Below are 20075 nucleotides of genomic sequence, written 5' to 3' on the forward strand. Positions count from 1 at the left end.
CGGCGGACTGGGCACCCGCACAACCCGCCGCCACCAGCGTTGGTGCACCGCCGCGAGCTCGGGTTTTCCGCTGTACCGCCCCCCTTCGCGCGTGTTGGTCTGAGCACCACTTCCGCACGGAACATCCAGGCGGATCCCCGCACGGACGAACGACGATCCCCGTGCCCAGGCCCCGGTCCCGACAGGGCCGGCCACCATCGGCCCCCGCCCCGGCCCCGGTCGCGCGGCACGCAACCAAGGAGCAGTGATGCCCCGAGCATCGGACGAGGCGTCCACCCTCAGGGTGGAGGACCTCGACGTGACCTACGGACGCGCGGTCTCCGCACTGCGCTCCGTGAGTCTGGACGTACCGCCCGGCAGCGTGGTCACCCTGCTCGGCGCCAACGGCGCCGGCAAGACCACCCTGCTGCGCGCCGTGTCCGGCACCCTGCGCCTGCACCGCGGAGCCGTCACCGCGGGCGGCATCCGCTACGGCGACACCGTCCTCGACGGCCAGGACCCGGTCGCGGCGGTGCGCGCCGGGGTCGTCCAGGTGCCCGAGGGCAGGCGGGTCTTCGCCGGCCTCACGGTGGACGAGAACCTGCGCTCCGGCGGCCTCGGCCTCGGGCGGCGCAGCCCCGAGCGGATCACGGAGGGCCGCGACCGCGTCTTCGCGCTCTTCCCGCGCCTGGCCGAACGCACCCGGCAGCAGGCCGGCCTGCTCTCCGGTGGCGAGCAGCAGATGCTCGCCATCGGACGCGCCCTGATGGCCGCCCCCAAGCTGCTCCTGCTGGACGAGCCCTCCCTCGGCCTGGCCCCGCAGATGGTCGAGCGGATCGCCGAGGTGATCCGCGAGATCAACGGCCAGGGCACCTCCGTGCTGCTGGTCGAGCAGAACGCCGGCATGGCCCTCGCCCTCGCCGACCACGCCCACGTCCTCGAGGTGGGCGAGGTCCGGCTCTCCGGACCCGCCGACGAGCTGGCCCGCACCGACGCCGTCCGCCGCCTGTACCTCGGCGAGACCGACGAGCCCGCCACGACCGACGGCGCCGCCCCGGGCGGCCCGGAGAGGGGCGCCGCGTGAACCCCAGGCCCTCCGGCACGTCCCCCGTGACCTCCGCGGCCCCCGAGCCCCTCGAGGTCGACGGCGTCACCGTCCGCTTCGCCGGCCTCACCGCGCTCGACGACGTCTCCTTCACCGTCGCCCCCGGCACCGTCCACGCGGTGATCGGCCCCAACGGCGCCGGCAAGTCCACCTGCTTCAACGTCCTCTCCGGCCTCTACCGGCCGGCCTCGGGCACCGTCCGCTACGGCGAGCACCGCCTCACCGGCCTCGCCCCGCACCGGATCGCCGCCCTCGGCGTCGCGCGGACCTTCCAGAACATCGTCACCACCGAGGGCACCGTCGGCGACAACCTGATGCTGGGCCGGCACGCCCTCACCCGCGCCGGTTTCGTCTCCTCCGCGCTGCACCTGCCGCACGCCGTCCGGGAGCAGCGCACCCACCTCGCCCGGGCCCGCGAGATCGCCGAACTCGTCGGCCTGGAGCGCCACTTCGACCAGCCCGTCGCCCTGCTGTCCTACGGCGACCGCAAGCGCGTGGAGATGGCGCGGGCCCTGTGCCTGGAGCCCCGCGTCCTCCTGCTGGACGAGCCCGTCGCCGGCATGAACACCACCGAACGCGCCGCGGCCGTCGAGGTCATCCGCACCGTGCGGGAGCAACTCGGCCTGTCCATCGTGCTGGTGGAGCACGACATGGGCCTGGTGATGCGGCTCGCCGACGAGGTCACCGTCCTCGACTTCGGCCGGCGCATCGCCCACGGAACCCCCGACGCGGTCCGGCAGGACCCCGAGGTGCTGCGCGCCTACCTCGGCACCGCCGCCGGGAGCCCCGGCCCCGAGGGCCCCGGCCCGGCCGGCCCCGGCCCCGAAGGCGCGGGCTCCTCAGCACCTGGAAAGGAAGCGGCATGACAGGCCTGCTCGACACCCTCCTGGCGGGCCTCGCCCTCGGAGCGGTCTACGCCCTGGTGGCGCTCGGCTTCGTCATCATCTTCAAGGCGTCGCACGTCATGAACTTCGCCCACGGCTCGATGCTCCTCTTCGGCGGCTACCTCACCGCCGTGCTCCACGAGGACCTCGGCTTCGCCGGCGCGCTGGCCGTGGGCGTGCTCGCCACCGCCGTGCTGGCCGGAGTCGTCGACCGGGTCCTGCTGCAGCGCCTGCCGCAGGACCCCAAGGCGGCCCACGTCGCCACCATCGTCACCATCGGCGTCGACATCCTGATCGTCACCGACCTGGCCCGCCGCATCGGCGGCGACCTGCTGTCGCTCGGCGACCCGTGGGGCGACAAGGTCCGCACCTTCGGCCCCGTGACCGTCCCCGACAGCCGGCTGGCCGCCATCGCGGTGTCCGCCCTGGTCATCGGCGGCGTCTTCGCCCTCTTCCGGTACAGCCGCTGGGGCCTGTCGCTGCGCTGCGCCGCCGAGGACACCGAGGCCGCCGCCCTGCAGGGCGTACGGCTCGGACGGACCCGGATGCTCGCCTGGTGCCTGGCCGGCGCCCTCGCCGCGCTCGCCGCGGTCTTCCTCGCCGCCTTCCCGGCCACCGGCCTGGAGCGCACCACCGGACAGATCGCCCTCAAGGCCTTCCCGGCCGCCATCCTCGGCGGCCTCGCCTCACCGGTGGGCGCCCTGGCGGGCAGCCTGGTGATCGGCCTGACCGAGGCCTTCGTCATCACCTACCAGAGCGACCTGCACGTCCTCGGCGACGGGCTCAGCGACGTCGCCCCGTACGTGGTGATGGTCCTGGTGCTGCTGGTACGGCCCAACGGACTCTTCGGAGCGAAGGGAGCGGCCCGTGTCTGACGCCGCCAAGCCCCTGCTGCGCCTCGGCGGGATCCTCGTCCCGCTGCTGATCCTCTGCGCGCTGCCGCTCTACCTGGAGGCGTACTGGCTGCGGATCGGGCTGTTCTCCATGGCCGCCGCCATCGGCGCCATCGGGCTGAGCCTGCTCTCCGGGACCGCCGGCCAGCTCTCCATGGGCCACGCCTTCTTCCTCGCCGTCGGCGCCTACGGGTACGTCTGGTTCTCCGGCGACCCCGGCCTCGGGCTGCCCCCGGTGATCGCCATGGTGCTGGCCGTGCTGCTCGCCGGAGCGGCGGGCGGCGTCTTCAGCCCCGTCGCCGGCCGGGTGAAGGGCATGTACCTCGGCATCGCCACCCTGGCGCTGGTCTTCATCGGCCACCACCTGATGCTCACCATGGACGGCGTCACCGGAGGCTTCAACGGCCGCTCGGTGGAGCCGATGGAGATCGGCGGACTCGTCCTCGACTCCGGCCACGACGACCTCGGCCTGTTCGGCGTCCCGTTCGGCGCCGAGGAACGCCTCTGGTACTTCGGACTGGTACTGCTGGCCTTCACCTGGTTCACCGCCCGCGGCCTGCTGCGCGGACGCCCCGGCCGGGCCCTGGTGGCCCTGCGGGACAGCGAGACCGCGGCGTCCGTGATGGGCGTGCCGGTGGCCCGCTACCGCTCGTCGGCGTTCGTGGTCTCCTCCATGTACGCGGGCCTCGCCGGCGTCCTGCTGGCGCTGTCCTTCCGGCGCGTGGTGCCCGACTACTTCGGGCTGGTCCTCTCCATCGACTACCTGGCCATGATCGTCATCGGCGGTCTGGGCTCGGTCGCGGGCGCGGTGGCGGGAGCGTTCTTCGTGACCGCCCTGCCGCTGGTGATGGCCAAGTACGCCGACCAGCTCCCACTGGTCGCCGCCCCCGGCTCCCCGGACGGATCGCTCGGTCCCACCGAGGCCGCCCGCTACCTGTACGGCGCCGCGATCGTCGTGATCCTGCTGTGGGCCCCCGACGGCCTGCACGGACTCGTCCGCCGGCTCCGGCTGCGGCTGCGGCGCAAGCCGTCCGCGCCGCCCCACGACACCGGGCTCGCCGAGCCCGTGACCACCGCACCGTCCGCCGTTCCCGTCGTCACCGTCAAGGAGCACACCCCGTGAACGCAACGCCTTCCGCGCACCGTCGCGCCACCCGCATCACCGTCGCCGCGGCCCTGTCGGCGATGCTCGTCGCGGGCTGCAGCACCAAGGCCGAGGACTCCAAGGGCAAGGAGGGCGCCGGCGGCATCAAGGGCGGCCCGGGCGTCACCGACACCACCATCAAGATCGGTTCGCTGACCGACCTCACCGGCCCGTACGCCACCCTCGGCGAGTCCATCACCAACGCCCAGAAGATGTGGGCCGACGAGGTGAACGCCGACGGCGGCATCTGCGAGCGCAAGATCGAGATCACCGTCAAGGACCACGGCTACGACGTCCAGAAGGCCGTCGCCGCGTACTCCGAGGTGGCGCCCGACTCCGTCGCCCTCTCGCAGGTCATCGGCTCCCCGGTCGTCGCCGCGCTGGTCGACGACATCGGCAAGGACCAGATCCTCACCTACCCGCAGGCCTGGTCCGCCTCCCTGCTGGGCATCGACCCCGTCCAGGTCACCGGCACCACCTACGACGTCGACATGATCGCGGGCGTCGACTTCCTGACCCGGACCAAGGGCATCGCGAAGGGCGACAAGATCGGCCACGTCTACTTCGAGGGCGACTACGGCTCCAACGCCCTGGAGGGCTCGACCTGGGCGGCCGGGAAGGCCGGCGTGGAGATCGTCGAGCAGAAGATCAAGCCCACCGACCAGGACCTGTCCGCCCAGGTGGCCGCCCTGCAGAAGGCCAAGGTCAAGGCGATCCTGATCAGCGCCGGTCCGGCGCAGACCGCCTCCCTGGTCGGTGTCGCGGCCTCCCGCGGCCTCCAGGTGCCGGTCGTCTCCAACATCCCGGGCTACTCGCCGCAGCTGATGGCCTCCGAGGCCGCCCCGGCCCTGGAGGGCATGCTGCACATGATCAGCGCCGCCCCCGCGGTCAACGCGGACATCCCCGGCGTCAAGGACATGGTGGCCAAGTACCAGAAGGCCTACCCGAAGGCCCCGGTCGACACCGGCGTGCTCTCCGGCTACAACGCCGCGCAGCTCCTGGGCCTGGCCCTGGAGAAGGCCTGCGAGAACGGCAGCCTGGCCCGCGAGGACATCGTCAAGGCCCACCGCCAGCTCACCGACGCCGACACCGGCCTGGGCACCCCGCAGGACTTCAGCAACGTCAAGCGCCCTGCCTCGGTCGAGAACTACGTGCTCAAGCCGTCCAAGGACGCGCTCGGCGGCGCCGAGATCGTCGAGGAGCCCCGGGTCGCCCCCGGCGTCGAGGAGTACCTGAAGGAGAAGGGCCGCGCCTGAGCCCCGTCCGCAGCGAACGGCCCGCGCCCGGGAGGGGCGCGGGCCGTTCCGCGTCGCGCGGGGGAGCGCCTTCACGTGCCGTCACACGGGTGCGGTCCCACGGCTGCGCTCCCACGCGTGCGGTCAGCCGGAGGCCTGGTCGGTGTCGCGGAACGAGCCCCAGCCGTGCCAGCGGTCGATCTCGATCCAGGCGTTGACCCGGCCGCGGCTCCGCTCGGAGTAGGGCCCGCCCATGTAGTGGCGGGACAGCCGGTCGATGCCGGACAGGTCGCTGTCGTCGCTCATCTCCACCACCCGCCCGATGAGGGTCACGTGGGTGTACCAGTTGGCCTCGTCCAGGACGGTGAGCGTCACCCGGGGGTCGTTGCGGATGTGCTCCAGCCGCTTGCGGCCCTCGTCCATGTTGACCAGCACCCGGCCCTCGTCCCAGGCGTACCAGGTGGCCGTGGAGACCGGCTGGCCGTCCGCCCGCAGGGTGGTGATCACCGCGGGGTTCGGCTTCTCCAGCATGGTGATCGCTGCTTCGGGAAGCGGCGGCTTCGACATCGTCTCTCCTCTTCTCCGCGCGACGGTCCGCCGGGCGGGGTCGTGTGACGGGGCGTCACCCGGTCACGCTGCCACATCGGGCCCCCGTGGTCCCGCACCGCCTGCCCCGAGTCCGCCGTCCGGACACGCCGAAGGGCCCCCGGCCCGAGCCGGGGGCCCTTCGTGGGGCGACGGGGCCCGCGAGGGAGCCTCGGAGCCCGCGAGGGAGCCGCGGGACGCGCCGGTGCCCGGAGCGGGCAGCGCGCCGGTGCCGTCAGGCGCCGCTGGCCCGCAGCATCTCCTCGCGTTCCACGATCTTCACGCGCTCGCGGCCCTGCGGCTCGCCGAGCGCCTTCTCGGCGGCGTCCAGCCGGTACCAGCCGTCCCAGGTGGTGAACCGCACCTGGCGCTGGGCCAGGAACTCCTCCACGGCCTCGGGGGCGGGGGAGGCGGGCGTCAGCAGCCGGCCGTTGGCGTAGTCGTCGAGCAGGTTCGCGACCGTCTCGTTGGCGTCGCCCTTGGTGTGCCCGATCAGGCCGATCGGACCGCGGCGGATCCAGCCGGTGACGTAGGTGGAACGCAGGTGCTCGCCGCTCTCGATCACCCGGCCGCCCTCGTCCGGAACGGTGCCGCTGACCTCGTCCCAGGGCAGCTTGGGCAGCGCGTCGGACAGGTAGCCCACCGCGCGGTAGACGGCGCCGATCTCCCAGTCCTTGTACTCGCCGGTGCCCTTGACGTTGCCGGTGCCGTCCAGCGCGGTGCGCTCGGTGCGCAGGCCGACGACCTTGCCGTCCTCGCCGAGGATCTCCACCGGCGACTCGAAGAAGTGCAGGAACAGCTTGTGCGGGCGGTCGCCGACGTCGCGGATCGCCCAGTTCTCCAGGGTCTTGGCGACCATGTCCGCCTGCTTGTTGCCCCGGCGGGTGGCGATCGAGCCCTCGTCGTAGTCGATGTCCTCGGGATCGACGATGACCTCGATGCTGGGGGAGTGGTCCAGCTCGCGCAGCTCCATCGGGCTGAACTTCGCCTGCGCGGGCCCACGGCGGCCGAAGACGTGGATCTCCTTGGCCCGGTTGGCCTTGAGGCCCTCGTGGACGTTGGCCGGGATCTCCGTCGGCAGCAGCTCGTCGGCGGTCTTCGCCAGGATGCGGGCGACGTCGAGCGCCACGTTGCCGACGCCCAGGACGGCGACCTTCTCGGCCGTCAGCGGCCAGGTGCGGGGCACGTCCGGGTGGCCGTCGTACCAGGAGACGAAGTCGGCGGCGCCGTAGGAGCCGTCCAGGTCGACGCCCGGGACGGGCAGTGCGCGGTCGGCCGTGGCGCCGGTGGAGAAGATCACCGCGTCGTAGAAGGCGCGCAGGTCGTCCAGGGTGATGTCGTTCGGGTAGTCGACGTTGCCGAAGAGGCGGATCTGGGGCTTGTCGAGGACCTGGTGCAGCGCGGTGACGATGCCCTTGATGCGCGGGTGGTCCGGCGCGACGCCGTACCGGATGAGGCCGAACGGGGCGGGCATCCGCTCGAAGAGGTCGATGGAGACGCCGGGACCGGCGGCCACCTCGGACTTGAGCAGCGCGTCGGCGGCGTAGATGCCGGCGGGACCGGCCCCGACGATGGCTACCCGCAGGGGGCGGGACATGTGCGATTTCCCTTCGAGCGATGAACTGACTCGTCGGGAAGCCTAAACTAAGGCAAACCTAACCATGAATACGGGTCCGCTTTATGGACCCATAAGCCGGCCTTATGCGAGGCGCGCCCACAGGGACGGCGTGATCATCCTACCGCCAGTCGGCCCGAGCGCGGCTCGAGCGCCGACCGCGTCCCGAGCGACCGCCGGCGCCCGGCGGATGGCTGCATGCGGAAATCATCTTGGGTGAATTCATGTTTTGGTCTGTCGCTCCGTGTCACCAGTTGAGGAGGTCCTGCCGCCTCCGGCGGCCCGCGACAGGCGAGAGCGAAGGAACTGACCAGGCATGAGCGAGAGCAACCCCCTCAAGAGGGCCGCCCAGAAGATCACCGGCGACGACCCCGCCGTCACCGGCCCGAAGGACGGCGTGCCCGGCAAGCCCGGACCGGAATCGCCGTCGGTGGCCGAGCCGACCGAGCCCAGGGAGCCGCTGCCGCCCAAGCCCGACCAGCGTGGCCCCGCCACGGTCTCGCCCACCGGGCAGGCCACCGGCGTGGACCAGGCCAAGGTGGCGCAGGGCGGCGCCTACCTGACCACCGCGCAGGGTGTGCGCCTCCACGACACCGACCACTCGCTCAAGGCGGGCCCGCGCGGGCCGGTCCTGCTCCAGGACCACCACCTGCGCGAGAAGATCATGCAGTTCGACCACGAGCGCATCCCGGAGCGCGTGGTCCACGCCCGCGGCGCCGGCGTGCACGGCGTCTTCCAGTCCTACGGCACCGCCGCCTCCGTCACCAAGGCGGCCTTCCTCGCCAAGGACATCGAGACCGAGGTCTTCGTCCGGTTCTCCACCGTCCTCGGCTCCCGCGGCTCCTCCGACACGGTCCGCGACACCCGGGGCTTCGCGACGAAGTTCTACACCACCGAGGGCGTCTTCGACCTGGTCGGCAACAACATTCCGGTCTTCTTCATCCAGGACGCGATCAAGTTCCCGGACATCATCCACGCCGGAAAGCCCCACCCGGACCGGGAGATCCCGCAGGCCCAGAGCGCCCACGACACCTTCTGGGACTTCGTCAGCCTGCACACGGAGGCCACCCACCACACCCTGTGGAACATGTCCGACCGGGGCATCCCGCGCTCCTACCGGATGATGGAGGGCTTCGGCGTCCACACCTTCCGCCTGGTCAACGCCGCCGGTGAGACCACCCTGGTGAAGTTCCACTGGAAGCCCAAGCTGGGCGTGCACTCCCTGGTGTGGGAGGAGGCGCAGATCGTCAACGGCGTGGACCCCGACTTCCACCGCCGGGACCTCTTCGACGCCATCGAGTCGGGCGCCTACCCGCAGTGGGAGCTGGGCATCCAGACCTTCCCCGACACCCCGGACCAGATGTTCGAGGGCATCGACCTGCTCGACCCGACCAACATCGTTCCCGAGGAGCTGGCCCCGGTCCAGCCGATCGGCCTGCTCACCCTCAACCGCAACACCTCGAACTTCTTCGCCGAGACCGAGCAGGTCGCCTTCCACGTCGGCCACCTCGTCCCCGGCATCGACGTCACCGACGACCCGCTGCTGCAGGGCCGGCTCTTCTCCTACCTGGACACCCAGCTCACCCGGCTGGGCGGCCCCAACTTCAACCAGATCCCCATCAACCGGACGCACGCCCCGGTCAACGACATGCAGCGCGACGGCTTCCACCAGACCGCCGTCCACCGCGGCGTCGCCCCCTACCGGCCGAACTCGCTCGACGGCGGCTGCCCCTTCACCGCGGGCGCCGACGCGGGCGCCTTCGTCGACGTGCCGGTCGAGCTGCCGGCCTCGGTCAAGGTCCGCGCCCAGTCGGAGACCTTCGACGACCACTACAGCCAGCCGCGCCGCTTCTGGCTGTCCATGACCCCCGTCGAGCGCGAGCACATCATCGCCGCGTACACCTTCGAGCTCGGCAAGTGCTACGAGCAGGCGATCAAGGAGCGCAACCTCCAGATCCTCGCCAACATCGACCCGGTCCTCTGCTCCAAGGTCGCCGAGGGCCTGGGCCTCCCCGCGCCCGAGCCGACCGTGCCGCTCGCCGACGTGCAGCCCAGCCCGGCGCTCTCCCAGGTCGGGCAGACCTGGCCGGCGGACGGCCGCATGATCGGCATCGTCGCCGCCCCCGACGCCGACCTCGAGGGCGTCGCCGCGGTCCGCGAGGCGGTCCTCGGCGCGGGCATGGTGCCGCTGATCATCGCCCCGACCGGCGGTCCCCTCGGCAGCGGCGGACTGAAGCCCCAGCGCACCTTCGTCACCGCCCGCTCCACCGAGTTCGACGCCGTGATGGTCGTCGGGACGCCCGCCGTCGGCAACGACGCCTTCGGCGCCCGGGACGCCAAGGCCACTCCCACCGCGGGGCAGGCCGGCCCGGTCGACCCGCGGGTGGTCCTGCTGCTCGCCGAGGCCTTCCGGCACGGCAAGGCGATCGGCGCGTGGGGCGGCGGCGACGCCGCCCTGGCGTCCGCCGGGGTCCCGGCCGACGCCCCCGGCGTCGTGGTCGGCGAGAACGGCCCCGCGACCCTCGAGAAGCTGAGCCGTCTCCTGGGCGCCCACCGCGTCTGGGAACGCTTCCCGACCACCGTCTGACCCTTCCGACGCGTGACGGCGGCGGCCCCGCGGCCCGCGGGGCCGCCGCCGCTCGTACACCGGCCGTGTACCCGCGCACCGTCCTCGCGGCCACCATCCCATGGTGGCCCACCGGAGGAAAACGGGACGAATGGGATCGCCCTGCCGGGGCACGAGGCCAGCATCACCCCACGATCACCAGAGGAGGCACCACCGCCATGGCCACCGTTCCCACCCCGAAGTACACCGTCCCCGGCCTGAGCACGGACGACGCCCGCACGCTGATCGACCTTCTCCGCCTGCGGCTGCACGCTCTCAACGACCTCCACCTGACGCTCAAGCACGTCCACTGGAACGTCGTCGGGCCGCACTTCATCGCCGTCCACGAGATGCTCGACCCGCAGGTCGACCGGGTCCGCGACATGGCCGACGACGTCGCCGAGCGCGTGGCGGCGCTGGGTGGTGTCGCCCAGGGCACCCCCGGCACGCTGGTCAAGGAGCGGACCTGGGACGACTACTCCATCGGCCGCGCCGACGCGATCGCCCACCTCGGCGCCCTGGACGTCGTCTACACCGGCGTCATCGAGGCGGTCCGCAAGGCCGTCGAGACGGCCGGCGAGATCGACCCCGCCACCGAGGACCTCCTGATCGAGCAGCTGCGCGACCTGGAGCAGTTCCAGTGGTTCGTCCGCGCCCACCTGGAGAGCGCCGGCGGCACCCTGGCGACCGCCGACGCCTCCACCGAGAAGGACGGCGCCTCCGCGGGCGGCGACGTCTCCTGACCCCCCGCCGCGGCGGCGCCGGCCCCCGCGGACGCCCCGCCGCTCAGCGGCGCGGCGTCCGCAGACGGGTCAGCAGCCGCCGCGCCTGCGCCCGGTTGCGCGGATCGGCCGCGGCCCGGCGCACCTGATCGATGGTCCGCCGTCCCTGCGGGGTGGCGGACCACTGCTTGAGCCGGCGCAGCATCGTCGACATAGCCATCACATGTCCTCCTGTACGGGTGAACCCGGGGGCGTCGCGCCCCGGACAGCGGGTACCCCGCCGCCACCACATCGACCTCACCCACCGTACCGCCCTGGTCACCGGCTCCTCCCAGGGCATCGGCGCCGCGATCGCCGCCGGTCTGGCGCGCTCCGGGGCGACCGTCGGCGTCAACGGCCGCGACGCGGAACGTCTGGAGCGCGCGGTCGCCGGACTGCGACGCCAGGTGCCGGACGGGCGGTTCGTGCCCGTGGCGGCCGACGTGGCCACCGAGGAGGGCGCGGAGACGGCCGCACGGGCCCTGCCCGACGCCGACATCCTCGTCAACAACCTCGGGATCTTCGGCGCACGGCCCGCCCTGGAGATCACCGACGACGAGTGGCGGCGCCACTTCGAGGTCAACGTCCTCGCCGCCGTCCGCCTCACCCGGGCCCTGCTGCCGGTCATGAAGGAACGCGGCTGGGGCCGGGTGATGTACATCGCCAGCGACTCCGCCGTCGCGGTCCCCGCCGAGATGATCCACTACGGCACGACCAAGACCGCGCTGCTCGCGGTCGGCCGCGGTTTCGCCAAGGAGGCGGCCGGCACCGGGGTGACCGTCAACTCCGTGATCGCCGGGCCGACCCACACCGGGGGAGTGGAGACGTTCGTGCGCGAACTGGTCGACCCCGCGCTGCCCTGGGACGAGGCCCAGCGCGTCTTCATGCGCGAGCACCGGCCGCAGTCCCTGCTCCAGCGGCTGATCGAGCCGGAGGAGATCGCCAACATGGTCGTCTACCTCGCCTCCGACCAGGCGTCGGCCACCACGGGCGGCGCGCTGCGCGTCGACGGCGGCTACGTGGACGCGATCCTGCCCTGACCCGCGCCCGCCCACCGCTCCTCCCGGAGGCCCACGAGGCCCACGAGGCCCGCGCAGCCCGTGAGGCCCCGCAGGACCCTCGCAGGCCCGTGTGGCCCTCGGGCCCGTGAGGCCCCCGGGCCCCGCGGGGCCCGCGGGGCCCGCGGGGCCCACGAAGGTCACGGCAGCGGCTGGGCCGCCCAGATGATCTTGCCCTCGGACGTCCACCGCGTGCCCCACCGCTCCGCGAGCTGCGCCACCAGGAACAGGCCGCGCCCGCCCTCGTCGAAGTTGGCCGCCTGCCGCAGCCGCGGAGCGGTGCTGCCCGCGTCGAACACCTCGCAGATCAGCTCGCGTTCCCGCAGCATCCGGACCCGGACCGGCCCGCTGCCGTGCCGCAGCGCGTTGGTGACCAGCTCGCTGAGGATCAGCTCCGTCGTGAACGCCTGCTCCTCGAGCCCCCACTCGGTCAGCAGCCGCGCGGCCGCCGCCCGGATCTCGCCCACCGCCGAGGGGTCCTGGGGCACGTCCCAGGTGCGGATCCGGTCCGGCCCGATCGCCCGGGTCCGCGCCACCAGCACCGCGATGTCGTCGGTGGGGCGCGGCGCCACGCCCTCCAGGACCCCCAGGCAGGTCTCCTCGGGCGACTCGCCGGCCCGCTCCAGCGACTCCCGGAGCAGGTCGAGACCGGCGTCGATGTCCCGGTCCCGTTCCTCCACCAGCCCGTCCGTGTACAGGACCAGCCGGCTGCCCTCCTCCAGCTCGACCTCGGCCGTCTCGTGGGGCAGCCCGCCGAGCCCCAGCGGCGGACCGGCCGGGACCTCCAGGAAGTCGACCCGGCCGTCCGGCCGCACCACCGCGGGCGGCAGGTGGCCCGCGCGGGCCATCACACAGCGCCGCGAGACCGGGTCGTACACCGCGTACAGACAGGTCGCCCCGGTGATCTGCGCGCCGGCGCCGGTGTTCTCCTCCTGGTCGATGCGCGCCACCTGCTCGTCCAGCAGCCCCAGCAGCTCGTCCGGGGGCAGGTCCAGGGCGCTGAAGGTATGCACGGCGGTCCGCAGCCGCCCCATGGTGGCCGCCGCGTGCAGGCCGTGGCCCACCACGTCACCCACGACCAGCGCCACCCGCGCCCCCGACAGCGGCAGCACGTCGAACCAGTCGCCGCCCACCCCCGCCTGGGCCGGCAGGTACCGGTACGCGACGTCCAGCGCGTCCTGGTCCGGCAGCCGGCGCGGCAGCAGACTCCGCTGCAGGGTCACCGCCATGCCGTGCTCGCGCGTGTACCGCCGGGCGTTGTCGATGGCCACCGCGGCCCGCGTCACCAGCTCCTCGGCGACCGCCAGCTCCTCCTCGTCGAAGGACTCCTTCCGGCGGTCGCGCCAGAACCCGACCACGCCCAGCACCTGACCGCCGGCCCGCACCGGCACCGCGATCAGCGAGTGCACGCCGTGCTCGAGCAGGTCCGTCCACTGTTCCCGTTCCTGCCCCCACCACTGCTCCGACTCCTCCAGCCGCGGCACCAGCAGCGCGTGGCCGGACCGCAGCACCCGCGCCTGCGGGGAGGAGCCGTCCGGCCGGATCTGGGCGTCCAGCGGGAAGAGCGGGGCCCGGTCGACCCCGGCCAGGGCCGTACGGCGCAGCGCCGCGCCCGGGTCCGGCCGCGCCGACGGCTCGTCGCCGTCCAGGACCGAGTCGAACAGGTCGACCGTCGCGTGGTCCGCGAACCGGGGGACCACCAGGTCCGCCAGGGCCTCCGCGGTCCGGCGCACGTCCAGGCTGGTCCCGATCCCCAGACCCGCCGCGTAGAGCAGGTCCAGCCGCTCCCGCGCGGCCTCCGCGCGGCCCGAGAGCGCCCGCAGTTCGGTGGAGTCCCGCAGCGTCGCCACCGAGCCCGACGGGCCGCCGCGCAGCCGGGTCGGCCGCTGGTTCACCACGACCAGGCGGTCCCCGACCGGGTGCACCTCGTCGGTGGCCACCCGCCCCGACAGCAGCAGGTCGGCCACGTTCGGGTCGAGGCCCATCTCGCCGATCCGGCGGCGCCCGGTGTCCTCGGGCAGGCCGAGCAGCCGCTGCGCCTCGTCGTTGGCGAGCAGCACCTCGCCGTCCGCGCCGACGATGACCACGCCCTCCCGCACGGAGTGCAGGACCGCGTCGTGGTGCTCGTACATCCGGGTCATCTCGCGCGGGCCCAGGCCGTGCGTCTGCCGCAGCAGCCGGCGGCCGGCCACCGCGGTGCCCGCGGTGGCCAGGACGAGCGCGGCCGCGGCGGCCCACAGCAGCAGCGGCAGCTGGCGGTCGGCGGTGTTGCCGACGTTCTCCACGGTGATCCCCGCCGAGACCAGCCCGACCACCCGGCCCTGCGGGTCTCGCACCGGCACAATCGCCTGGACCAGCCTGCCGATGGTGCCGGTGATCTCCTCGACCACCGGCTCGCCCCGCAGGGCGGGCCCGATCCTGCCGACGAACTGCTTGCCGATCCGGTCCTGGCGGGGGTGGGTGTAGCGGATCCCCTCGGTGTCCATCACGACCACGAAGTCGACCGGCACCGCCCGCCGCACCTCCTCGGCGCGGGGCTGCAGCACCGCCGTGGGATCGGGGGCGCCCAGCGCCTCCCAGGTCCCCGGCGCGTCGGCGAAGGAGACGGCGACCGCCAGCGAACGGTTGCGGGCCTCCTCCTCGCTCGCGGCCCGCCCCTGCAGCACCAGCGCGGCCACCGCGGCGATCACCAGCAGCAGGACGATGACCACGTGTACGACAAAGACCTGCGCGGCGACGCTCCGCCGCGCCAGAACGCCTGATCGGCCCAGTGGTCGCATAGGCCTCAGTTCTACCCGCAGCGTCCGGGAGCAGCCCACCCGACATGACGGTGGAACATCACGATTCCGCCCAGGTGTCGGGGCCTCCGCCGCGCCACTCGATCAGGTCGGAGCCGGCCACGTCCAGTTCGTCCCATCCCTGGAGGCCGGCCTCCTGGAGGAACGCCGTGACGTCGCGCAGCGAGTAGGCGGTGCCGAGCGCGCGCCCGTCCACCCGTACCCGCCGGCCGCCCGACGGACCGGGGGGCCCGACGACGACCCGCGTTGCCTCTTCGGACATGGGTCCAGCATCGTGCGCCGGGCCCCGGCCCGCATCCGGAGGGCGCCCGTTTCCGAGGCGGGCCGTGGGCAACCCGGACCGTGCCACCGAACACCGCGGACGGAAGGAGGCGATGACCATGGGTGACCGCCGGGATCCGGAACTGGACGCCCTGTGGAACGAGTTCCACAGCGTGGTCAACATGACGTCCCGAGAGCTCCAGGAGTGGCTGATGACGCGCTCCGCCGGCGAGCGGACCGAGGCGCTCCCGGACCAGGCCGGCACGGACAACGGCCGCCGGGTGCTGGAGATCCTGGGCAAGCGCCGCGTGGACCTCACCGGCGACGACCTCCGGGTGATGCGGAAGGTGGTCGACACGGTGACCGCCGAACGGGGCGTCGACATGGAGCCCACCGCGGGCCAGTCGAACTGGCGCCACCGGTTGATGACTCTGGGCCACGACCCGCTGAAGCCGGTCTCCACCTGAGGTCTTCACCTGAGGTCTTCACCTGAGGCGGCCCCGGACGCCCCGCGTCGTCGGGTCCCGGCGGACGGCCGCGCCCGGCCGTCGCGGCTGGTAAGCCCCGCGCCATGGGCGACGCCCGGCCTCCAGGAGGGGAGACCGGGCGTCGCCGCGCGCCGTGCGGCGGGGTGGGCCGGACGGCGGCGGGGTGGGTCAGACGGCCGCCCAGCCGCTGTCGACCGGCAGGATCGCGCCGTTGATGCCGGCGGCGGCGTCCGAGGCCAGGAACACGATCGCGGCGGCCTGGTCCTCGGCGGAGGTCACCGAGCCGATGTTGCCGAAGTACGGCGCGATGGTCGCCGGACCGTGGGCGCCCTGCTCCGCCTCGACCTTGATGTTGGTGGCGACGCCGCCCGGCGCCACGGCGTTGGCGCGGATGCCCTGACCGCGGTACATCACCGCGAGGTTCTTGGTCAGGCCGACCACGCCGTGCTTCGACGCGGTGTACGCGGCGCCGGCGGCACTGCCGCGCAGCCCCGCCTCGGAGGCGGTGTTGACGATCGCGCCCCCGCCGGCGGCCAGCATGTGCGGCAGCACGGCCCGGGTCAGCAAGAACGGCGCGGTCAGGTTCACGCGGATCACGCGCTCCCACTCGCCGTCCGTCACGTCCGCCGCGGCGGACATCCGGTCCATGATGCCCGCGTTGTTGACCAGCACGTTCACCGTGCCGAACTCCGTGACCGCCGTCTCCACGACCCGGTCGACCACGGCCTGGTCGCTGAGATCGCCGGTGACCGCGACGGCGGTGCCGCCCGCCGCGGCGACCAGTTCCACGGTCTCCCGCGCGGTCTCCTCGTTCAGGTCGGCGACCAGCACCTTTGCGTCCGCCGCCGCGAACCGCAGGGCGGTGGCCCTGCCGATGCCGGAACCGGCGCCGGTGACGATCACGCTCTTGCCGGCCAGGCCGGTCACGTTGCTCATTGCTTGGTGCTCCCTCACAGCGCACGCCGCCCCAGCGGCGACGCGCACGGAACGACCGTACAACTTCTTGGCGCGGTGTGCCATAAAGGCGTACGGTGCCAGAAAATGGTGACGTAAAGTGACAGCTCCACGACACGACCCGCGGCCCACGACCCCACCCGCGGCCCCTCCCCCCGCACGGCGAGGAAGGAAGCGATGGAGCCCACACGAGCCGCCGCAGCCGTCACCCGGTCCACGGCCCGGCGCACCGGCAGGCCGCCCCTGACCGAGCGCCGCAAGGCCGCCACCCGCCTGGACATCGCCCGGCAGGCCGTGCGCCTCTTCGCCGACCGGGGAGTGGCCGCCACCTCCGCCGAGGAGATCGCCGCCGCGGCCGGCCTCTCCACGCGGACGCTCTGGCGTTACTTCCCGTCCAAGGAGGAATGCGTCCGCCCCCTGCTGACCACCGGGCTGGAGGACTTCGTGGAGCGGCTGCGCGCCTGGCCGCCGGAGGCCGGCCTCGTCGAGGCCCTGGGCCTGGCCGGCGACGCCCCCGATCCCGCGGACAGCGCCGAGGTCGCCCAGCTGGTCCGCCTGACCCGAGGGGAGCCCGGGCTGCGCGCCGTGTGGCTCCAGATCCACTCCGAGGCCGCCGACGCGTTCGCCGCGATCCTCGCCGAACGCCAGGGGGGCGGTCCGCCCGACCTCGCCGTCCGGGTCCGGGCCGGCACCCTCAACGTCGCCCTCAGGACCGGCGTGGAGGAGTGGGCCGACCGCGCGGGCACCCCCGGCGCGCCCCCGCTCCGGGACGTCCTGCGCGCCGCGCTGGCGACGGCGGCCCTGCCCGGCTGAACCCCCGCTCCGCCGTCCCGGGCCACGCGGCCCTGTGCGATCGTGTCCGGCAACGACGATCGACCTGGAGTCCCGTGAGCACCGAACCCCTGACGGCCCCGGCCCCCCTGCGCCTGCCCGACGGACGCCCGGCGGCGTCCGCCTGGTCCCTGGACCCGCAGGTCCGGCACCTCAACCACGGATCGTTCGGCGCCGTGCCCCGCGCCGCGCAGGAGGCCCAGGCCGCCCTGCGCAGCCGCATGGAGGAGTCGCCCGTCGAGTGGTTCCCGGCCCAGCCGCAGCGGATCGCCGAGGCCCGCCGGGAGATCGCCGCCTTCCTGCGCACGGGCGAGGAGGAGACGGCCCTGGTGCCCAACGCCAGCGCCGGGGCCAGCGTCGTGTTCGCCTGCCTGCCCCACCGTCCGGGCGCCGAGATCCTCGTCACCGACCACGGCTACGGTGCCGTCACCATGGGCGCCGCCCGTCTCGCCCGCCGCTGGGGCGGCACCGTACGCACCGTCCACGTACCGCTGGACGCCCCCGCCGACGAGGCCTGCCGCGCGGTGACCGACGCCTTCACCGACCGCACGGCGCTGGCCGTCGTCGACCACATCACCTCCGCCACCGGCCGGCTGATGCCCGTGGACCGCATCGCCACCGAGGCCCGCCGCCGTGGCGTCACCCTCCTCGTCGACGGCGCCCACGCCCCCGGCATGCTCGCCGACCCGCTGGCCGGCCTGGACGCCGACTACTGGGTCGGCAACCTGCACAAGTTCTCCTGCGCCCCCCGCGGCACCGCCGCCCTGGTCGCCCGCACCGAGCGGCGCCAGGACCTCCACCCGCTGATCGACTCCTGGGGCGCCCCGGCGCCCTTCCCCGACCGGTTCGACCACCAGGGCACCATCGACGCCACCCACTACCTGGCCACACCCGCCGCCCTCGCGTTCGTCGAGGACACCTGGGGGTGGGACACCGTGCGCGCCTACGTCACGGCGCTCGCCGACCACGCCCAGCGGACCGTCGCCGACGCCTTCGGCCGCCTCACCGGCGAGGACCACACCGTCCGCGTCGCCATGCCCGCCCCGGCGCTGCGCCTGGTGCGGCTGCCCGAGGGGCTGGGAGCCACCCGCGAGGAGGCCGACGCCCTGCGCGACGAGGTCGCCCGCAAGCTCCGCGTCATGGCCGCCTTCACCAGCTTCGGCGGCACCGGCTACCTGCGCCTGTCCGCCCACGCCTACAACACCCCCGACGACTACGGGCACTTCGCGGAGACCTGCGTTCCCGCCCTGACCGACTGGGCGCGCGAACGCAGGCGTTGACCGAGGACGTCGACCGGGGGCCGCGCGGTCCGGTCCGCGAGGCCCCCGGGAGCCGCCCTACAGGCCGCGCGCCAACCGGTGGTAGGCCTGGTTCCAGCGCAGTTCGTCGCGGAAGCGGCGGGTGGTGGTCCCCGCGTCGATCAGCGCGAGCTCGACCCGCAGCATCTCGGCGAGGTCGTCCAGGTGCTCCGCGGTGAGGGCCGTGCTCAGCACGGTGTGGTGGGGTCCGCCCGCCGTCAGCCAGGACTCCGTGGACGTCCGCAGGTCCGGCCGCGGACGCCAGACGGCGCGGGCCACCGGCAGCGCCGGCAACGGCTGCGGCGGCGCCACCACGTCGATCTCGTTGGCGACCAGGCGGAACCGCTCCCCGAGGTCGGCCAGGCCCACGACGACGGCCGGGCCGGGGGCCGCGTCGAAGACCAGGCGGACGGGGTCCTCCCGGCCGCCGATGCCCAGCGGGTGGATCTCGCAGCTGGGCGTGTCACCCGCGATCGACGGGCACACCTCCAGCATGTGGGCGCCGAGGCTCAGTTCGGCACCGGGCGTGAGGTCGTAGGTGTAGTCCTCCATGAACGACGTGCCGCCCGGCAGGCCCTCGGCGGCCACCTTCAGTGCCCGCAGCAGGACGGACGTCTTCCAGTCGCCCTCGCCGCCGAACCCGTACCCGTCGGCCATCAGCCGCTGGACGGCCAGGCCGGGGAGCTGGCGCAGTCCGCCCAGGTCCTCGAAGTTGGTGGTGAAGGCCCCGAAGCCGCCCTCGCCGAGGAAGGCCCGCAGCCCGGCCTCGATCCGCGCCGCGTACCGGAGCGCGTCGTGCCGTTCGCCGCCGGAGTGCAGCCGCGGCGCCAGCCGGTACGCGTCCTGGTACTCCTCCACCAGGGCGGACACGGCGTGCTCCGCCACGCCGTCCACCACCTCGACCAGGTCGTTGACGCCGTAGGTGTTGACCGAGACGCCGAGCCGCAGCTGCGCCTCCACCTTGTCGCCCTCGGTGACGGCGACGTCGCGCATGTTGTCGCCGAAGCGGGCGACCTTCAGGGTGGCGAGCTCGGCGCGGGCGGCCGCGGCGCGCGCCCAGGTGACGACCCGGGCGACCGTGACCGGGTCGCTCACGTGGCCGGTCACGGTCTTGCGCGGCACCCCGACCCGGCCCTGGACGTGGGCGAACTCCCGGTCGCCGTGGGCGGCCTGGTTGAGGTTCATGAAGTCCATGTCGATGGTGTCCCAGGGCAGGGCCACGTTCGCCTGGGTGTGCAGATGGAGCAGCGGCTTGCGCAGGGCGTCCAGGCCGGCGATCCACATCTTGGCGGGGGAGAAGGTGTGCATCCAGGTGATCAGACCGACGCACCGGTCGTCGCCGTTGGCGTCCAGGCAGGCCCGGCGGATGGCGGCGGCGTCGGTCAGCACCGGCTTCCAGACGACACGGGCGGGCGTGCCGTCCGTGCCGGGCAGCGCGTCGGTGAGCGCGGCGGCGACCTGCCGCGACTGCTCGGCGACCTGCTTCAGGGTGTCCTCCCCGTACAGCCCTTGGCTGCCGGTGAGGAACCAGATCTCGCGGACGGAGGGACTAGGGCTCGGCACAGGGTGCTCCTGGTGGCG

Annotated in this window: 18 protein-coding genes; 11 read left to right on the top strand and 7 right to left on the bottom strand. The window is 73.6% G+C overall.

Annotation, left to right across the window (positions count from 1 at the left end):
* Positions 1 to 247 precede the first annotated feature (247 nt).
* The 5 genes from ACWD3O_RS24985 to ACWD3O_RS25005 are packed head-to-tail and all read left to right on the top strand — an operon-like array spanning position 248 to position 5261.
* Complete coding sequence (locus ACWD3O_RS24985; protein ID WP_451417412.1) at positions 248 to 1063, top strand: ABC transporter ATP-binding protein; 816 nt, start codon at positions 248 to 250, stop codon at positions 1061 to 1063.
* Positions 1060 to 1950 carry an ABC transporter ATP-binding protein gene (locus tag ACWD3O_RS24990; RefSeq protein ID WP_451417413.1) on the top strand — a complete coding sequence of 297 codons (891 nt, stop codon included), beginning with the start codon at positions 1060 to 1062 and terminating at the stop codon, positions 1948 to 1950. The genes ACWD3O_RS24985 and ACWD3O_RS24990 overlap by 4 nt, the downstream gene beginning before the upstream one ends.
* The gene (locus ACWD3O_RS24995; protein ID WP_451412350.1) at positions 1947 to 2843 is read left to right on the top strand and encodes a branched-chain amino acid ABC transporter permease; all 897 of its coding nucleotides are present in this window, start codon (positions 1947 to 1949) and stop codon (positions 2841 to 2843) included. The genes ACWD3O_RS24990 and ACWD3O_RS24995 overlap by 4 nt, the downstream gene beginning before the upstream one ends.
* Entirely contained in the window at positions 2836 to 3984 is a 1149-nt protein-coding gene (locus ACWD3O_RS25000) for a branched-chain amino acid ABC transporter permease (protein ID WP_451412349.1), read from the top strand. Before ACWD3O_RS24995 ends, ACWD3O_RS25000 begins: the two co-directional genes overlap by 8 nt.
* Positions 3981 to 5261, top strand: a complete 1281-nt coding sequence (locus ACWD3O_RS25005) for an ABC transporter substrate-binding protein (protein WP_451417414.1) — start codon at positions 3981 to 3983, stop codon at positions 5259 to 5261. The genes ACWD3O_RS25000 and ACWD3O_RS25005 overlap by 4 nt, the downstream gene beginning before the upstream one ends.
* A 123-nt stretch (positions 5262 to 5384) precedes the next feature.
* Here ACWD3O_RS25005 and ACWD3O_RS25010 read toward each other — a convergent pair whose 3' ends face one another.
* On the bottom strand, positions 5385 to 5807 hold the full coding sequence (locus ACWD3O_RS25010) for a PPOX class F420-dependent oxidoreductase (RefSeq protein WP_451412347.1): 423 nt from the start codon (positions 5805 to 5807) through the stop codon (positions 5385 to 5387).
* 253 nt (positions 5808 to 6060) lie between these two features.
* Positions 6061 to 7422, bottom strand: a complete 1362-nt coding sequence (locus ACWD3O_RS25015) for an FAD-dependent oxidoreductase (RefSeq protein WP_451417415.1) — start codon at positions 7420 to 7422, stop codon at positions 6061 to 6063.
* Positions 7423 to 7756: 334 nt separating this feature from the next.
* Here ACWD3O_RS25015 and ACWD3O_RS25020 point away from each other — a divergent pair, with 334 nt between their 5' ends.
* Together ACWD3O_RS25020 and dps are read left to right on the top strand one after the other, a co-directional pair.
* On the top strand, positions 7757 to 10027 hold the full coding sequence (locus tag ACWD3O_RS25020) for a catalase (protein ID WP_451417416.1): 2271 nt from the start codon (positions 7757 to 7759) through the stop codon (positions 10025 to 10027).
* Positions 10028 to 10224: 197 nt separating this feature from the next.
* Entirely contained in the window at positions 10225 to 10788 is a 564-nt protein-coding gene (gene dps, locus ACWD3O_RS25025) for a DNA starvation/stationary phase protection protein Dps (protein WP_451417417.1), read from the top strand.
* Between the two features lie 43 nt (positions 10789 to 10831).
* On the opposite strand, the gene ACWD3O_RS25030 is transcribed toward dps, so the two are convergent.
* Positions 10832 to 10987, bottom strand: a complete 156-nt coding sequence (locus ACWD3O_RS25030; RefSeq protein WP_451412371.1) for a hypothetical protein — start codon at positions 10985 to 10987, stop codon at positions 10832 to 10834.
* 19 nt (positions 10988 to 11006) lie between these two features.
* Between ACWD3O_RS25030 and ACWD3O_RS25035 the strand changes: the two genes are divergently transcribed.
* Positions 11007 to 11846, top strand: a complete 840-nt coding sequence (locus ACWD3O_RS25035) for an SDR family NAD(P)-dependent oxidoreductase (RefSeq protein ID WP_451417418.1) — start codon at positions 11007 to 11009, stop codon at positions 11844 to 11846.
* 158 nt (positions 11847 to 12004) lie between these two features.
* On the opposite strand, the gene ACWD3O_RS25040 is transcribed toward ACWD3O_RS25035, so the two are convergent.
* Both ACWD3O_RS25040 and ACWD3O_RS25045 read right to left on the bottom strand, forming a co-directional pair.
* On the bottom strand, positions 12005 to 14644 hold the full coding sequence (locus tag ACWD3O_RS25040) for a SpoIIE family protein phosphatase (RefSeq protein ID WP_451417419.1): 2640 nt from the start codon (positions 14642 to 14644) through the stop codon (positions 12005 to 12007).
* A gap of 58 nt (positions 14645 to 14702) precedes the next feature.
* On the bottom strand, positions 14703 to 14924 hold the full coding sequence (locus ACWD3O_RS25045; protein ID WP_451412341.1) for a hypothetical protein: 222 nt from the start codon (positions 14922 to 14924) through the stop codon (positions 14703 to 14705).
* 112 nt (positions 14925 to 15036) lie between these two features.
* Here ACWD3O_RS25045 and ACWD3O_RS25050 point away from each other — a divergent pair, with 112 nt between their 5' ends.
* A complete protein-coding gene (locus ACWD3O_RS25050; protein WP_451412340.1) occupies positions 15037 to 15390 on the top strand; it encodes a DUF3140 domain-containing protein in 354 nt (117 codons plus the stop codon).
* A gap of 189 nt (positions 15391 to 15579) precedes the next feature.
* On the opposite strand, the gene ACWD3O_RS25055 is transcribed toward ACWD3O_RS25050, so the two are convergent.
* A complete protein-coding gene (locus ACWD3O_RS25055; protein WP_451417420.1) occupies positions 15580 to 16347 on the bottom strand; it encodes an SDR family NAD(P)-dependent oxidoreductase in 768 nt (255 codons plus the stop codon).
* A gap of 195 nt (positions 16348 to 16542) precedes the next feature.
* Here ACWD3O_RS25055 and ACWD3O_RS25060 point away from each other — a divergent pair, with 195 nt between their 5' ends.
* A complete protein-coding gene (locus ACWD3O_RS25060) occupies positions 16543 to 17178 on the top strand; it encodes a TetR/AcrR family transcriptional regulator (protein ID WP_451417421.1) in 636 nt (211 codons plus the stop codon).
* A gap of 74 nt (positions 17179 to 17252) precedes the next feature.
* Positions 17253 to 18476: an aminotransferase class V-fold PLP-dependent enzyme gene (locus ACWD3O_RS25065; RefSeq protein ID WP_451417422.1), complete on the top strand. Its 1224-nt coding sequence runs from the start codon at positions 17253 to 17255 to the stop codon at positions 18474 to 18476.
* 57 nt (positions 18477 to 18533) lie between these two features.
* On the opposite strand, the gene araA is transcribed toward ACWD3O_RS25065, so the two are convergent.
* Positions 18534 to 20057: an L-arabinose isomerase gene (gene araA / locus ACWD3O_RS25070; protein WP_451417423.1), complete on the bottom strand. Its 1524-nt coding sequence runs from the start codon at positions 20055 to 20057 to the stop codon at positions 18534 to 18536.
* Positions 20058 to 20075: the final 18 nt, after the last annotated feature.

The organism is Streptomyces sp. NPDC002640, from assembly GCF_053592575.1.

Excerpts from the sequence above, each read along its gene's own strand:
- ACWD3O_RS25050 (WP_451412340.1), top strand. The coding sequence starts at position 15,037 with ATGACCATGGGTGACCGCCGGGATCCGGAACTGGACGCCCTGTGGAAC.
- ACWD3O_RS25040 (WP_451417419.1), bottom strand. The coding sequence starts at position 14,644 with ATGCGACCACTGGGCCGATCAGGCGTTCTGGCGCGGCGGAGCGTCGCC.
- ACWD3O_RS25020 (WP_451417416.1), top strand. The coding sequence starts at position 7,757 with ATGAGCGAGAGCAACCCCCTCAAGAGGGCCGCCCAGAAGATCACCGGC.
- ACWD3O_RS25015 (WP_451417415.1), bottom strand. The coding sequence starts at position 7,422 with ATGTCCCGCCCCCTGCGGGTAGCCATCGTCGGGGCCGGTCCCGCCGGC.
- ACWD3O_RS24985 (WP_451417412.1), top strand. The coding sequence starts at position 248 with ATGCCCCGAGCATCGGACGAGGCGTCCACCCTCAGGGTGGAGGACCTC.
- ACWD3O_RS25045 (WP_451412341.1), bottom strand. The coding sequence starts at position 14,924 with ATGTCCGAAGAGGCAACGCGGGTCGTCGTCGGGCCCCCCGGTCCGTCG.
- ACWD3O_RS25055 (WP_451417420.1), bottom strand. The coding sequence starts at position 16,347 with ATGAGCAACGTGACCGGCCTGGCCGGCAAGAGCGTGATCGTCACCGGC.
- ACWD3O_RS24995 (WP_451412350.1), top strand. The coding sequence starts at position 1,947 with ATGACAGGCCTGCTCGACACCCTCCTGGCGGGCCTCGCCCTCGGAGCG.
- ACWD3O_RS25010 (WP_451412347.1), bottom strand. The coding sequence starts at position 5,807 with ATGTCGAAGCCGCCGCTTCCCGAAGCAGCGATCACCATGCTGGAGAAG.
- dps (WP_451417417.1), top strand. The coding sequence starts at position 10,225 with ATGGCCACCGTTCCCACCCCGAAGTACACCGTCCCCGGCCTGAGCACG.
- ACWD3O_RS25060 (WP_451417421.1), top strand. The coding sequence starts at position 16,543 with ATGGAGCCCACACGAGCCGCCGCAGCCGTCACCCGGTCCACGGCCCGG.
- ACWD3O_RS25030 (WP_451412371.1), bottom strand. The coding sequence starts at position 10,987 with ATGGCTATGTCGACGATGCTGCGCCGGCTCAAGCAGTGGTCCGCCACC.